11 protein-coding genes and 1 pseudogene are annotated in these 13,961 nt (G+C 72.1%); 5 read left to right on the top strand and 7 right to left on the bottom strand.

What is annotated here, in order from left to right; all coding sequences use genetic code 11:
• Position 1 precedes the first annotated feature (1 nt).
• Together LIU39_RS10175 and LIU39_RS10170 are read right to left on the bottom strand one after the other, a co-directional pair.
• Positions 2-949 (bottom strand): amino acid ABC transporter permease, encoded by a 948-nt coding sequence (locus LIU39_RS10175; protein WP_227046299.1) that lies wholly within the window; start codon positions 947-949, stop codon positions 2-4.
• The gene (locus tag LIU39_RS10170; RefSeq protein WP_227046298.1) at positions 946-1,872 is read right to left on the bottom strand and encodes an ABC transporter substrate-binding protein; all 927 of its coding nucleotides are present in this window, start codon (positions 1,870-1,872) and stop codon (positions 946-948) included. The genes LIU39_RS10175 and LIU39_RS10170 overlap by 4 nt, the downstream gene beginning before the upstream one ends.
• Before the next feature lie 278 nt (positions 1,873-2,150).
• On the opposite strand from LIU39_RS10170, the gene LIU39_RS10165 reads away from it, so the two are divergent.
• Positions 2,151-3,089 (top strand): LysR family transcriptional regulator, encoded by a 939-nt coding sequence (locus LIU39_RS10165; protein WP_227046297.1) that lies wholly within the window; start codon positions 2,151-2,153, stop codon positions 3,087-3,089.
• A 12-nt stretch (positions 3,090-3,101) separates the two neighbouring features.
• On the opposite strand, the gene LIU39_RS10160 is transcribed toward LIU39_RS10165, so the two are convergent.
• Together LIU39_RS10160 and LIU39_RS10155 are read right to left on the bottom strand one after the other, a co-directional pair.
• Complete coding sequence (locus LIU39_RS10160; protein WP_227046296.1) at positions 3,102-4,286, bottom strand: NAD(P)/FAD-dependent oxidoreductase; 1,185 nt, start codon at positions 4,284-4,286, stop codon at positions 3,102-3,104.
• A complete protein-coding gene (locus LIU39_RS10155) occupies positions 4,283-4,606 on the bottom strand; it encodes a bifunctional 3-phenylpropionate/cinnamic acid dioxygenase ferredoxin subunit (protein WP_227046295.1) in 324 nt (107 codons plus the stop codon). The genes LIU39_RS10160 and LIU39_RS10155 overlap by 4 nt, the downstream gene beginning before the upstream one ends.
• A 261-nt stretch (positions 4,607-4,867) precedes the next feature.
• Between LIU39_RS10155 and LIU39_RS10150 the strand changes: the two are divergent.
• The 3 genes and pseudogenes from LIU39_RS10150 to LIU39_RS10140 form a co-directional block, all read left to right on the top strand.
• Positions 4,868-4,978: pseudogene (locus LIU39_RS10150) on the top strand (S-(hydroxymethyl)mycothiol dehydrogenase); the annotation flags it as partial.
• Between the two features lie 140 nt (positions 4,979-5,118).
• Complete coding sequence (locus tag LIU39_RS10145) at positions 5,119-7,581, top strand: GcvT family protein (RefSeq protein WP_227046294.1); 2,463 nt, start codon at positions 5,119-5,121, stop codon at positions 7,579-7,581.
• 68 nt (positions 7,582-7,649) lie between these two features.
• Positions 7,650-8,834: an aromatic ring-hydroxylating oxygenase subunit alpha gene (locus tag LIU39_RS10140; protein ID WP_227046293.1), complete on the top strand. Its 1,185-nt coding sequence runs from the start codon at positions 7,650-7,652 to the stop codon at positions 8,832-8,834.
• Here the strand turns inward: LIU39_RS10140 and LIU39_RS10135 are convergent.
• From LIU39_RS10135 to LIU39_RS10125, 3 genes are read right to left on the bottom strand one after another with little or no spacing between them, the layout of a single operon-like run.
• A complete protein-coding gene (locus tag LIU39_RS10135; protein WP_227046292.1) occupies positions 8,803-9,885 on the bottom strand; it encodes a carbon-nitrogen hydrolase family protein in 1,083 nt (360 codons plus the stop codon). The two genes, LIU39_RS10140 and LIU39_RS10135, sit on opposite strands and share 32 nt — an antisense overlap.
• Positions 9,882-12,257, bottom strand: coding sequence for an oxidoreductase (locus tag LIU39_RS10130; protein WP_227046291.1), 2,376 nt, complete (start codon positions 12,255-12,257; stop codon positions 9,882-9,884). The genes LIU39_RS10135 and LIU39_RS10130 overlap by 4 nt, the downstream gene beginning before the upstream one ends.
• Positions 12,257-12,730, bottom strand: coding sequence for an acyl-CoA thioesterase (locus LIU39_RS10125; protein WP_227046290.1), 474 nt, complete (start codon positions 12,728-12,730; stop codon positions 12,257-12,259). The genes LIU39_RS10130 and LIU39_RS10125 overlap by 1 nt, the downstream gene beginning before the upstream one ends.
• 93 nt (positions 12,731-12,823) lie before the next feature.
• Here LIU39_RS10125 and LIU39_RS10120 point away from each other — a divergent pair, with 93 nt between their 5' ends.
• On the top strand, positions 12,824-13,936 hold the full coding sequence (locus LIU39_RS10120; protein ID WP_227046289.1) for a cupin domain-containing protein: 1,113 nt from the start codon (positions 12,824-12,826) through the stop codon (positions 13,934-13,936).
• Positions 13,937-13,961: the final 25 nt, after the last annotated feature.

The following is a 13,961-nucleotide window of genomic DNA, read 5'->3' as shown; positions in this document are numbered from 1 at the left end:
TTCAAGACTGCGGCTCCTCGAACGGGGTGACGGCTTGCCGCCGACGGCGCTGTGCGGTGGCGCGGCCGTCGCCGCGCCGGAAGCGGCGCTCCAGGTAGTGCTGGCCGACGTTCAGCACCGACGTCGCCACCAGATACCAGACGCAGGCGACGGCGAGCAGCGGCACCTGCTGGAAGTTGCGCGAGTAGATGCCCTGGATCGAGGTCAGCAGCTCGGGCACGGCGATGGCGAACACCAGCGAGGTGGTCTTGAGCATGGAGATCGCCTGATTGCCGGTCGGCGGGATGATCAGGCGCAGCGCCTGCGGCAGCACGATCCGGCGCAGCGTCTGCCGCCGCGTCATGCCCAGCGCGTGCGCCGCCTCGCTCTGCCCCTCGTCCACGGAGTCCAGGCCGGCCCGGACGATCTCCGCCATGTACGCGGCCTCGTGCAGACCGAGGCCCAGTACGGCCGCGGTCATCTGCGTGATCAGCCGGTTGGTGTCGACCTGGAAGAACGTCGGGCCCCAGGGCACGCCGAAGCCGATCACCGGGACGATGGCCGACAGGAAGTACCAGAACAGCAGCTGCACCAGCAGTGGCGTACCGCGGAACACCCAGATGTAGAAGGCGCTGAGCCTGGCCAGCACCGGGTTGGCCGACATCCGCAGCACCGCCACGACCACGCCGCCCGCGATGCCGATGGCCATCGCCGCCACCGTCAGCAGCAGCGTGGTGCGCAGCCCCTCCAGCACCACCGGCGCGAACAGGAACTCGCCGACCGTCGCCCACTGCATCCGGGGGTTGGCCGCCCAGCCCTGCACCAGGAACACCAGGACGAAGATCAGCACCGCCGAGGTCACCCAGCGGCCGGGATGCCGCAGCGGCACCGCGCGGATCCGGTCGCCGTCCGCCGGCCCCTTCGCCGGGGCCGTGCCGTCCGCTTCCGCCGTCACCGGACGCCCGCTCATGCCGCGCCCCCGTTCACCGTCGCCTGCCGCAGCGCCCCGGCCGTGACCTTCCACTGCTTGAGGATCGTGCCGTAGCTGCCGTTGTCGATGACCTTCTGCAGGGCCTTCTGCACGGCCTTGACGAGCGCGCCCTGCTCCTTGTCGACGAGGATCCCGTACGGCAGGAAGCGGTAGGGACGGCCGACCTGGCGCAGCCGGCCGCTGGACTGCGCGGCCTGGTAGGCGACGGTCGGGGTGCCGCCGACGAACACCTGGGCGCGGCCGGTGGACAGCGCCTGGAAACAGCCGACGGAGTTGGGGAAGACCAGCACTTCGGGCGCCGCCCGGCCGGCCGCCGTGCACTTCTTCTTCTGCGTATCGGCGTCCTCGACCTGCGCGGTGCCCTGTTCCACCGCGACCTGCTTGCCGCACAGGTCGCCGAGCGAGCCGATCTCCTTCGCGTGCCGGTCGTCGACCAGGAGGGAGCTGCTGGTGCGGAAGTAGTCGACGAAGGTGATGTGCTGCCGCCGCTCCGGCTTGTCGAGCATCGCCTGGATCGCCAGGTCGTAACGGTGCGACTGCACACCGCCGATGAGGCTGTCGAAGCCGGCCCTGGTGAACGTCACCTTGAGCCCCAGAACCTGGGCGACGGCCGTCATCAGGTCGGGCTCCATACCGACCAGCGTCTTGTTGTCGACGGCGAGGGACACCAGCGGCGGGTAGTCGTCGCCGGTGGCGACGGTCAGCGTGCCGGACTTCCTGATCTTCGCGGGCAGCAGCGCGTGCAGCGCGGCGTCCTTGCGCTGGACGGGGGCGGTGGACTTCGCGGTGGGATCGGAGGTGCCGCAGGCCGATGCGAGGGGGAGCAGCGCGGTGACGCCGAGGCCGACCGCCACCCGGCGCGTCGTACCGCGGGCGCGTGGACCTGCGAGCCGTCTGTCCATGGAGGTGCCCTTCTCGGGTCGGTCAGCTACTGATCGCTCAATGTGCGCCAGGCCGTGGCCCCGCACAAGATGAGACAGGGCGCGCATCTGTGCACACTTCGTTCAGCAGAACTGATGCATCTCACAGGGTGGACGGCAGGAGGAATCCGGCGGGCGGCCCCGCGATGCGGCCGCCGCACGGTCCCCTTCGGCCTTCCGGCGGGCGGCCCGTACGCGCCTGCCCACAGCACGAGCAACACCCCTGGTGGCGTTGGCGCGTGGAGTGTTAATTTCCCCTGATGCTGACCCCGACGCAGCTGCAAGCGGTACGCGAAGTCGTGGCGACCGGCTCGCTGCGGATCTCCGCCCGCCGTCTCGGCTACTCGCCCTCCGCCATATCGCAGCAGATCTCCTCGGTGGAACGTGCCCTGGGCGTCCAGCTCTTCGAGCGCTCACCGCGCAGCGTGCGCCCGACGGCCGCCGGCGTACAGCTCGCCCGCAGGGCCGCCCGGCTGCTGGCCGAACTGGAGTCGGCCGAGGACGAGTTGCGCTCCTTCGCGGCGGCCGAGCGCGGCCGACTGCACCTGGGCAGCTTCTGGTCGGCCGGGTTCCGCCTGGTGCCCGCCGTGCTGGCCGAATTCCTCCGCGACCGGCCGCAGGTCGACGTCCGCTACGAAGAGGGCGACCCGCAGGTCACCGTGCCCGCGGTGACCGAGGGCCGGCTCGACCTCGCGGTGATCTTCGAGTACGGCATGGTGCCGCACAACTGGCCGGACGACCTGGAGACGACGCTGATCCTGGAGGAGCCGCTGTATGTCCTGGTCCCCACCGGGCACCGGCTCTCGCACCGCAAACGCATCCAGGTCGGCGACCTGTCGGCCGAGCGCTGGATCTGCTACCGCGAGGACACCGACGCGGCCCGCTCCCTCCTCCACATCTGTGCCGAAGGCGGCTTCCGCCCCGAAGTCCTGTTCCGCACCAACGACTACAACCTGCCCTTCGAGCTGGTGCGCAAGGGCCTGGGTGTGGCGATCGTCCCCGAACTCGCGCTGCTGGAATCGCACGAGGTGCACATCATCAGGCTCGCCAACCCCGCCCATGTCCGGCGGGTGTTCGCGGTACGCCGCACCGCCGACCCCAACCCGTTCCTCGACCAGGCCATCCGCATGCTGCGCACCGCCGCCGGCACCATCGACCAGCAGCGGCTGACCCGCCCGGAACCGCCGACGGCGGTCTGAACCGCCGCGCCCTCAGAGGGAGGGGGAAAGCGGGCACTTCTCGGCGACCTCCCGGGCGAGTTCGCGGCGCAGGCGCATGAAGGGGCGGGGGCGGTTGAGGGCGAGGACGGCGGTGGTGCGCCCGTCGCGTTCGTATGCGGCGAGGAAGCTGCGGTCGTCGGGGGAGCCTTCGATGAGGCGTGGCGTGTCGGTGGGCAGCCGGTGGCCGGCGAACTGGATGCGGACGCCGTACTGGTCGGACCAGAAGTAGGGCAGGCTGCGGTGGGTGGCGACGGTGGCGTTCGCGAGGAGGTTGCGGGCGGCGACGGCGGCCTGTTCGGTCGCGCTGGTCCAGTGCTCGGCGCGGCAGCCGTCCACCCTGGCCACATCGCCCACCGCCACGATCGCGGGCACCGGCGTGACGCACCCCGCGTCGCAGCACACCCCGTCGTCGAGCGGCAGCCCGGAGCCTTCGAGCCAGTCGGTGCGGGGGCGTACGCCGATGCCGACGACGACCACATCGGCGGGCAGTCGGCTGCCGTCGGCGAGGTCCACGGCGGTCACCCGGTCCGTGGCGCCCTCCGCGCACAGCCCCGCGACGCCGGTACCGGTGAGCAGGGTGACGCCGTGCTCCGCGTGCAGCGCGGCGCAGATCCGCGCCATCGCGTCGCCGAGCTGGGGTACGAGGGGCAGCGGCGCGGCCTCCACCACCGTCACCTCATGGCCGAGCGCGGCGCAGGAGGACGCCACCTCGGCGCCGATGAAGCCGCCGCCGATGACCACCACCCGTGCGGGGCCGCGGGCCAGGTCCGCGCGCAGCGCCTGGGCGTCGTCGAGGGTGCGCAGGGTGTGAACTCCCGCGCGGGCAGGGCCGGGTAGCTGCCGGGGTGTGGCGCCGGTGGCGATGACCAGGCCGTCGGTGACCAGCGGCGCCGCGCCCGCGATGCGTACCGAGCGGGTGCCGGTGTCGAGTCCGGCCGCCCGGCTGCCGAGCCGCCATTCCGCGTCCAGGTCGGCGATCTCCTCCGCGTCGGCCAGGGCGAGTTGGCTCTGGTCGGTGGCTCCGGTGAGGAAGCCCTTGGACAGCGGCGGCCGGTCGTAGGGGCGGTGGTGCTCGTCGCCGACGATCACCAGCCGGCCGTCGAAGCCCTGGGAGCGCAGCGCGCGGGCGGTGTGGAGACCTGCGAGTGAGGCGCCGATGACCGTGACGGTGTTCATGCGGCGGTGCCCTCATCGGCGGCGGTGTGGTGCACGTAGATCATGCCGTCGGCGACGGTGACCGGGTGGGTGCGTACCGCGCGGCGGGCGGGCAGGCAGGTGGCGGCGCCGGTGCGCAGGTCGAACGAGGCGGCGTGCAGCGGGCATTCGACCAGGCAGCCTTCCAGCCAGCCGTCGGCGAGCGAGGCGTCCTGGTGGGTGCAGGTGTCGTCGATGGCGTACAGCGTGCCGTCGGCGTTGAACACGGCGATCGGCGGCGCGGTGTCGATGCGCACGGACTCGCCCGCGGGGAGTTCTTCGAGGTGGCAGACGGGAATCACGGGGCACCCCTCTTACTGTTCGGGACAGTTGAGTTTCGTTATGTGCACGGCGGAGCGCTCTGCGCAACAGAATCCCGACTCGGGGGCAGTGCGTCAAGCGGTTCCGGCGGAACTTCCGGGCACGGCAGGGTCCTTACGCTTCGCTGCCCGCGGTTTTACCAAGCGTGAGCGTCGGGCCTCTTGACGCCGCCGATCCGGCGTTCCCACTATGTCTCTCATCGCGCAACCAGTCGTGCACTGCGCAACACTGAGGGGTAGGGCATGCCACACGAAGTCCGTGCTGCCGTCGCGGCGAAAAGGGGCGCACCCGTCGAGGTGCAGACGATCCTGGTGCCGGACCCCGGTCCTGGAGAAGTCCTCGCGGCCGTCCGGAAGCTGCGGCGTCCCCACAGGACGCGGCCCGGCATCACCATCCGGGCGGAACGCCCCAACCAACCTGTTGTGTCCGCTAATTGACTCTGCATCCATCATCGCCCCCGCATGCCCGCACGCGCCTTTCCCGAAGGAGGGACATGCCCCCTGCATCCCCGACCGACGCCCGGGTGGTCGTCATCGGCGCCGGCATCGTCGGCTGCTCGCTCGCCGACGAACTCACCGCACGCGGCTGGCGCGACGTCACCGTCCTCGACCAGGGCCCGCTGCCCGCCCCCGGCGGCTCCACCTCGCACGCGCCGGGACTGGTCTTCCAGACCGGTCCTTCCAAGACGATGACCGAGTTCGCCACCTACACCGTCGAGAAGTTCCACTCCCTGGAAGCGGACGGGCTTTCCTGCTTCAACCCGGTCGGCGGCCTGGAGATCGCCACCACCGAGGAGCGCTGGGCCGACCTGCACCGCAAGGCCGGCCTCGCCGCCTCCTGGGGCGTACGCGCCGAACTGCTCACCCCGCGCCGGTGCACGGACCTCTGGCCGATGCTCGACGAGGGCAGGATCCTCGGCGGCCTGCACACCCCCGACGACGGGCTCGCCCGCGCCGTGCCCGCCTGCCGCGCCCAGATGGCCCGCGCCGAGAGCCGCGGCGCCCGCTTCCTGGAACGCCACACCGTCACCGGCATCGAACGGGACGGCGGCCGCGTCACCGGCGTGGTCACCGACCGCGGCACCTTCCCCGCCGACCACGTCGTCTCCGCCGCCGGCTTCTGGGGACCGGTGATCGGCGCCATGGCCGGCGTCGACGTCCCCCTGCTGCCGCTGGCCCACCAGTACGCCACCACCGAACCGCTGCCCGCACTCGACGGCGTCAACGACCCGCGGACCGAAGCGAGCAGGCCGATCCTGCGTTTCCAGGACCGCGACCTCTACTTCCGCGAACACACCGACCGCATCGGCATCGGCTCCTACGCACACCGCCCGATGCCCGTCGACCCGTACGCCGTGCCCGCCTTCGACGACGCACCCGTCATGCCCTCCTCGCTGCCCTTCACCGAGGAGGACTTCGCGCCCAGCTGGCAGGACAGCATCGGACTGCTGCCCGCGCTCGGCGCGTCCCGGGTGGCCGACGGCTTCAACGGCGTCTTCTCCTTCACCCCCGACGGCATGCCGGTACTCGGCGAATCCCGGGAACTGCGCGGATTCTGGCTCGCCGAAGCGGTGTGGGTCACCGCGTCCGCCGGCGTCGCAAGGGCCGTCGCCGCCTGGATGACCGACGGCCGCCCCGACACCGACCTCCACGAATGCGACCTGCACCGCTTCGAGGACGCCCAGCGCTCACCCGCGTACATCGAGGACCGCGGCGCACAGAACTTCGTCGAGGTCTACGACGTCATCCACCCCCTCCAGCCGATGGAAGCACCCAGGCCGCTGCGGGTCAGCCCCTTCTACGCACGGCAGCAGGAACTGGGCGCGTTCTTCCTGGAGGGCGGCGGCTGGGAACGCCCGCACTGGTACGAGGCCAACGCCCCGCTCGCCGAAGGGCTGCAACTGCCCGAGCGGGACGCCTGGTCGGCGCGGTACTGGTCACCGATCGCCGCCGCCGAGGCGCGGGCGACCCGCGAGAAGGTCGCGCTCTACGACATGACCCCGCTGCGCCGCCTGGAAGTCACCGGACCCGGATCCCTGGGCTTCCTCCAGGCGATGACCACCAACCAGCTGAACAAGAAACCCGGCGCCGTCACCTACACCCTCCTCCTGGACGAGGGCGGCGGCATCCGCTCCGACCTCACCGTGGCCCGCCTCGCCCCCGACCACTTCCAGATCGGCGCCAACAGCGGAGCCGACCTCGACCGGCTGCTCCGGCACGCCCCCGACGGCGTGCAGGTCCGCGACATCACCCCCGGCACCTGCTGCATCGGCGTCTGGGGCCCGCTCGCCCGCGAACTCGTCCAGCCGCTCACCCGCGACGACTTCTCGCACCAGGGCTTCGGCTACTTCAAGGCCCGCCGCACCCACATCGGCCACGTACCGGTGACCGCGATGCGGCTGTCGTACGTCGGCGAACTGGGCTGGGAGCTGTACACCACGGCCGACCTCGGGCTGCGGCTGTGGGACACCCTTTGGGAAGCGGGTCGGCCGCACGGCGTGATCGCGGCGGGCCGCAGCGCCTTCAACAGCCTCCGCCTGGAGAAGGGGTACCGCTCCTGGGGCCACGACATGACCTGCGAACACACCCCGTACGAGGCCGGAGTCGGCTTCGCCGTCCGCCCCGCCAAGGGCGACTTCACCGGCCGCGCCGCCCTGGAAGGCCACAGCGAACGGACCGTCACCCGCAAGCTGACCTGCCTCACCCTCGACGACCCCGCAGCCGTCGTCCTCGGCAAGGAACCGGTCTACGCCCAAGGGGCAGACGCCCCCTCCGGCTACGTCACCTCGGCTGCCTACGGATACACCCTCGGCCGCTGCATCGCCTACGCCTGGCTGCCCGCCGCCCTCGCCGTCCCCGGAACCGCCGTGCACCTCGCGTACTTCGGCGAGAAAATCCCGGCCACCGTCGCCGAAGAACCCCTCTTCGACCCGCAGATGACCCGCATCCGCCGCTGACCGCGACGGCCCGCCGACAACCGGGCCGACGGACCCACCCGCACGCAGCGCGCTTGAGGAGACCGCAGATGACCACCACCCCCGTGACCGGTGCGCGCACCCCGCGGCAGCCCGGCCAGGAACCCCTCCCGTCCGGCCCGGCAGGCAGCCTGATCGCCACCCTCCCCGGCCCCGCCTACACCGACCCCGGCCTCTTCCGGCAGGAGCAGGAGAAGATCTTCGAACGCCTCTGGTTCTGCGCCGTACGCGGCAGCGACCTGGGTAAGCCGGGCGCCTTCCGCACCGTGCAGGTCGGCGGGGAAAGCATCCTGATCACCCGCAACCGCCGCGGCGAACTCCGCGCCTTCCTCAACATCTGCCGCCACCGCGGCGCCCGCCTGTGCACCGAGGAGGCCGGCGAGGTCCGCCGCAGCCTCCAATGCCCGTACCACGCCTGGACCTACGACCTGGACGGCCGGCTCACCGCGGCCCCCAACCTCCGGAAGATGCCGGACATCGACCGCACCGAACGCGGACTGATCGGCGTCCACCTGCGCGAATGGCTGGGCTACGCCTGGGTGTGCCTCGCCGACGAGCCGCCGTCCTTCGAGGACACGGTGATCGGCGCCGCCGTCGAACGCCTCGGCGACGCGGCCGCACTCGACCGCTACCGCACCGAGGACCTCGCCCTCGGCACACGCCTGACCTACGACGTGCGCGCCAACTGGAAGCTCCTCATCGAGAACTTCATGGAGTGCTACCACTGCGCCACCATCCACCCCGAACTCACCGACGTACTACCGGAGTTCGCCGATGGGCTGGCCGCCCAGTACTACGTGGGCCACGGTGCGCGGTTCGCCGACGAGGCCGAGGGCTTCACCGTCGACGGCACCGGCGGCTTCGGCCGGCTGCCCGGCATCGAGGACGACCAGGACCGCCGCTACTACGCCCTGACCATCAGGCCGCAGGTCTTCGTCAACCTCGTCCCCGACCACGTCATCGTCCACCGCATGTTCCCGATGGCCGCCGACCGCACCGTCGTCGAATGCGACTGGCTCTACCTGCCCGACGTCCTCGCGTCCGGCGCCGACGTCTCCCGCTCGGTGGAACTCTTCCACCGCGTCAACACCCAGGACTTCGACGCCTGCGAACGCACCCAGCCCGCCATGCACTCCCGCGCCTACCGCGACGGCGGGGTGCTGGTGCCCAGCGAACACCACATCGGCGCCTTCCACCAATGGGTCACCGCATCCCTGGAGAGCGAGCGTGCCTGAACTCGCCGCCGCCCTCGGGCTGCGGCTCGGCCGGTGGCGACCAGGGGCCGGTCAGCGGCGCCTCGTCCGGGCGTTCGCCGGTACGGATCAGGGGCTGCCGGTGCGTGGTGTCGTGGTGCAGCCGGAAGACGTCGAAGCGGTTGTAGTGGCCGATGATGTCGTGCATCTGCTTCGGCTGGATGCAGCGGGCCAGGTCGATCTCCGCGTACACGATGCCTTCCTCGTCGACCAACGGCTCGGTGACCGGGCGGCCGTCGGGCCCGAAGACGCCGGACAGGGCGCTGCGCGGGCGGCGCATCATCGTGGCGATCTCCGGGTCGTGGGCCGCCGCCACCTCGGTCATCTCGTCGGTGATCGTCGAACAGGCCACGATGGAGAAGAGCTTGCCCTCGAAGGAGTGGGCCGCCGTGCGGATCGCGATGGCCTCGGACATGTCGTAGTCGGCGGGTGCGACCGGCAGCGCGATGTAGGTGGCGACATGGACCAGTTCGCCCTGCGAGAGCAGCGAGAACCGCGCCAGGGTGTTGGTGTTCTCGCCGCAGGCCAGCACGCCCAGCGGGCCGACGGGGGTGTGGTGCACCCGCACCGAACTGCCGTCGCCCTGCGTCCAGGTCAGCTTCTCCGCCCAGGTCGGCACGAGCTTGCGGTGCACGCCGAGCAGGGCGCCGTCCGGGCCGATGGTGAGCACGCTGTTGTAGAGGACGCCCAGGCTGTGCCGGCCCCGCTCGTTGATGCCGATGACGACGGTGGTGCCGGTGGCGGCGGCCGCCGCGCGCAGCGCGTCGACGTGCGGGCCGGGGACGTCGACGGCGGCGCGGTAGAGCTTCTCGTACCAGGGGGAGCCCTGGACGGGGTTCATCGTCCAGTTCCAGTAGGGGTAGCCGGGCACGAACACCTCGGGGAAGGCGACCAGGGACGCGCCGTGGGCTGCGGCCTCGTGGATGAGCGCCACCGCCTTGTCGACGGTGGCGGCCGGATCGAGGAAGACCGGGGCGGCCTGTACGGCGGCCGCGGTGAAGCGGGGGAACTCCTGCGGAACGGTCACGGTCATGGCCGTACGGACCTCTCTGCGTCGGTGGCGGTCGCTCCCCGGCGCGGCCGGGCGCCGGAATCCGGCACCGGGCGCAGGGTGAGCGCGGGCCGGATGCGGCCGGCCGTGGGCGGCGGTTTGCTGCCGGGCCGGTAGGGGCGCGGCCAGCGCGCCGCAGGCCCGGTGTAGCCGAGTTCGGCGGCGGCGTGCAGGGTCCACGCCGGGTCGTACAGCTGGGCCCGCCCGATGGCGACGAGGTCCGAACGCCCGGCGAGGAGCGACGTGTTGGCGTCGTCGGCGGAGGAGTAGGCGCCGACGGCGATCACCGGGACGGCGGTCTCGGCGCGGATCCTGGCGGCCAGCGGCGTCTGGTACGTCCGCCCGTAGGGGGGCCGCTCGTCCGGCACCACCTCGCCGCTGGATACGTCGATGGCGTCGGCGCCGTGCGCGGCGAGCGCGCGGGCGATGACCACCGCGTCCTCGACGGTGGTGCCCCCCGCCGCCCAGTCGGCCGCGGAGATCCGCACCAGCAGCGGCTTGTGCGGCGGCCACACGGCCCGCACCCGGTCGAGTACGCGGAGGGGGAAGCGCAGCCGCCCGGTGAGGTCGCCGCCGTAGCCGTCGGTGCGGCGGTTGGTGAGCGGCGACAGGAAGGAGGACAGCAGGAAGCCGTGGCCCGCCTGGATCTCCAGCACGTCGAACCCGGCCGCTTCGGCGCGGGCCGCGGCCGCCGTGAACTCGTCGGCCACGGCCTCCAGTTCATCGCCGGTCAGGGCATGCGGTGCGGGATGCCCCGCCCAGGCGAGCGGCGACGGTGCCACCGTCCGCCAGCCGCCCTCGGCCTGCGGCCCGCCGAGAGGGCCGTTCTCCGGGACGGTGGTGGAGCCCTTGCGCCCGGAGTGGCTGAGCTGGACGCCGATGGCGCTCGCGCCGTGCGCGTGCACGAGGTCGGTGATCCGCCGCCACGCCGGGATCTGGCGGTCGTCCCAGAGCCCAGGGCAGCTCGGGGTGACCCGCCCATCGGGGCTGACCGCGGTCATGCCCGCCAGGACGAGCCCGGCGCCGCCGAAGGCCGCGCCGCCCAGGTGGACGAGTTCGGTGTCGCCGACGAAGCCGTCCCGCGCGCTGTAGGTGGCGACAGGCGAGGCGACCACCCTGTTCGGCAGCCGCAGGCCGCGCAGCCGCAGCGGCTGGAACAGCGGGGGCACGGCGGCCCGTTGGGGCTCGGGCTGCCGCCCGTCGAACCAGCGCTCCAGCGCCTGGCTGTAGTGCGGGTCGCGCAGCCGGAGATTGCCGTGCGTGACCCGGCGGCTGCGGGTGAGGAGGTTGAAGCCGAACTGCTCGGGCTCCTGGCCGATGCTGTGCCCGATCGTCTCGAACCACTCCAGGCTGGCCTGCGCCGCCCGCTGGGTGGACTCGACGACCGGCCTGCGCTCCCGCTCGTAGCGCTCCAGCGCCCCGGGGATGTCGTCGGGACCGGCCTCCAGGCTCGCGGCCAGCGCCAGCGCGTCCTCCATGGCCAGCTTGGTGCCGGAGCCGATGGAGAAGTGCGCGGTGTGCGCGGCGTCGCCGAGCAGCACGGTGCGGCCGTGCCGCCAGGTGCCGTTGCGCACGGTGGTGAACCGGCCCCACCGGGAGTGGTTGGTGAGCAGCCGGTGCCCGCCCAGGAAGCCGTCGAGCAGGCCGGCGACCTGCGCCACGCTCTTCTCGTCGCTCTCGCCGGGCCCGAGACCGAGGTCAGCCGCCCGGTCGAAGCCGGCCGCCCGCCAGGTGTCTTCGGGCATCTCGACGATGAAGGTGGAGCGGCCCTCGCCGTACGGGTACGCGTGCACCTGCATCGGGCCGTGCGGCGTCTCGGCGACGACGAAGGCGAAGGCGTCCAGGACCTGGTCGGTGGCCAGCCACATGTAACGGCTGGAGCGGACGTCCAGTGCGGGCGCGAAGACGTCGGCGTGCCGGGTGCGGGTCGCGGAGTTGACCCCGTCGGCCGCGATCACCAGGTCGTGGTCGCGGGCGAGTTCGGCGGCGGGTGGGGCCGGGGTGCGGTAGCGCAGCGCGACGCCGAGGCCGGCGCACCGTCGCTGGAGGATCTGGAGCAGCCGCTTGCGCGAGAGGGCGGCGAAGCCGTGCCCGCCGGAGGTCTGCACCCGGCCGCGGTAGTGGATGTCGATGTCGCTCCAGCGCGCGAACTCCGCCTCCATGGCGGCGAAGACGTCCGGGTCGGCGTGCGCGATGCCGTCGAGGGTCTCGTCGGAGAAGACCACGCCGAAGCCGAAGGTGTCGTCGGGCGCGTTGCGTTCCCAGACGGTGATCTCGCGGGTGGGGTCGAGCTGCTTGGCGAGGGCGGCGAAGTACAGCCCTGCGGGCCCCGCGCCGATGACCGCGATGCGCATCAGGCGGTCTCCTTCCCGGCGGCGTCCTGCGCCGGACCGCCCGCGCCGCCCAGCGCGTCCCGTACCGCCCGCGGCCAGGGTGTCGCCGAGGGGGAGTCGGGTGCGGCGTGCGCGACGATCAGCTTTCCCTCGGCGGCGGTGCCTTCCCGGCCGCGCGCCTCGAAGGCGTAGCCGAGCGAGGTGCGGCCGAGCCGGTCGAGCCGCAGCCGGGTGGTGACGGTCTCGCCGAACCACAGCCTGGCGCGGTAGCTGACCTCGTGGCGTACCCGCGGGGTACGCCCGAACAGCCACTCCAGGCCGTACCTGCGCAGCAGTTCGGCCTCCGCCGACTCGACCCAGCGCAGGATCGCGGAGTGGTGCTGGTGGCCCGAGGCGTCGGTGTCGTGCCACTCCACCCGGTGCCGCACGGTCACCTCGGGGGCGCTGCGGGGGGTGTCCGCGGGGGGCTCGGACAGCGGATCCGGTGCGTTCATCGCTCTTCCTCCAGCCTCTTGACACCCCGCAAGTTATAGCGTGACGATGACGACCGTCAATAGAATGAAATGGAGCTGGGAGGCGGCGCGGACATGAGCCACAGCGATGACGTACCGGGCAGGGCACGGGTCGGCGACACCGACGAACTGACCGCCTACTACGACCGGCTCGGCGCGCACGACGCCGGAGCCCTCTGGACGGTCGCCAACGACATCGAACCCTGGTACCCGCAGCCGAAGTCGGTCCCGGTGCACTGGTCCTACGAGCGGCTGCGCCCCCTCGTCCTGGAATCGCTAGGCCTGGTCAAGGCCGACGACGCGGGCCGCCGGGTCGTCATGCTCGTCAACCCGGGACGCAAGGACGTCTCCGCCGCCGTCGGCATGCTCTACACCGGACTCCAGATCATGGGCCCCGGCGAATCCATGACCGCACACCGCCACCAGGCCGCCGCCCTGCGCTTCGTCGTCGAGGGCCAGGGCGCCTGGACCGTCGTCGACGGACAGAAACTCGCCGTCGGCCCCGGCGACTTCGCCATCACCCCCAACTGGGCCTGGCACGAACACGGCAACGAAGGCACCGACGCACCCGTCATCTGGCAGGACGGCCTCGACATCCCGCTGGTCAACGCCCACGACGCCGGCTTCTACGAAGTCCACCCCGCCCTCCACCAGGAGCCCGGCAAGGTCGTCAACTCCTCGCTGCTCACCCACGGCGCCGGCATCCTGCGCCCCGACGGCTTCGCGGACGGCTGGACCAAGCCGTACTCCCCGCTCTTCGCCTATCCCTGGGAGCGGTCCTACGCCGCACTGCTCGACGCCGCCAAGGCCACCGAAGGCTCCCCGTACGACGGGATCATGCTGGAGTACAGCAACCCGCTCACCGGCGGCTCCGTCATGCCGACCATGGGCGCCCACCTCCAGCTGCTGCGCGCGGGCGAGGCGACGCGGGCCCATCGGCACACCGGCTCCGTCGTCTACAACGTCGCCAAGGGGCGCGGCCACTCGGTCATCGCCGGCCGGCACTTCGACTGGAAACAGGGCGACATCTTCTGCGTACCGTCCTGGGCCTGGCACGAGCACGCCAACGACGACGCCGGCGACGACGCGGTGCTCTTCTCCTTCAACGACTTCCCCGTGATGCGCTCCCTCGCCTTCTGGCGCGAGGAGAGCCACCCCGACAACGACGGCCACCAGCCCGCCGCCTGAACCGTCCCGCACCCGAACCGGCCCG

Origin of the sequence: Streptomyces pinistramenti (assembly GCF_020564935.1) — a bacterium.
GTDB classification, from domain to species: domain Bacteria; phylum Actinomycetota; class Actinomycetes; order Streptomycetales; family Streptomycetaceae; genus Streptomyces; species Streptomyces pinistramenti.
This window is presented reverse-complemented; position numbering and strand designations above follow the sequence as displayed.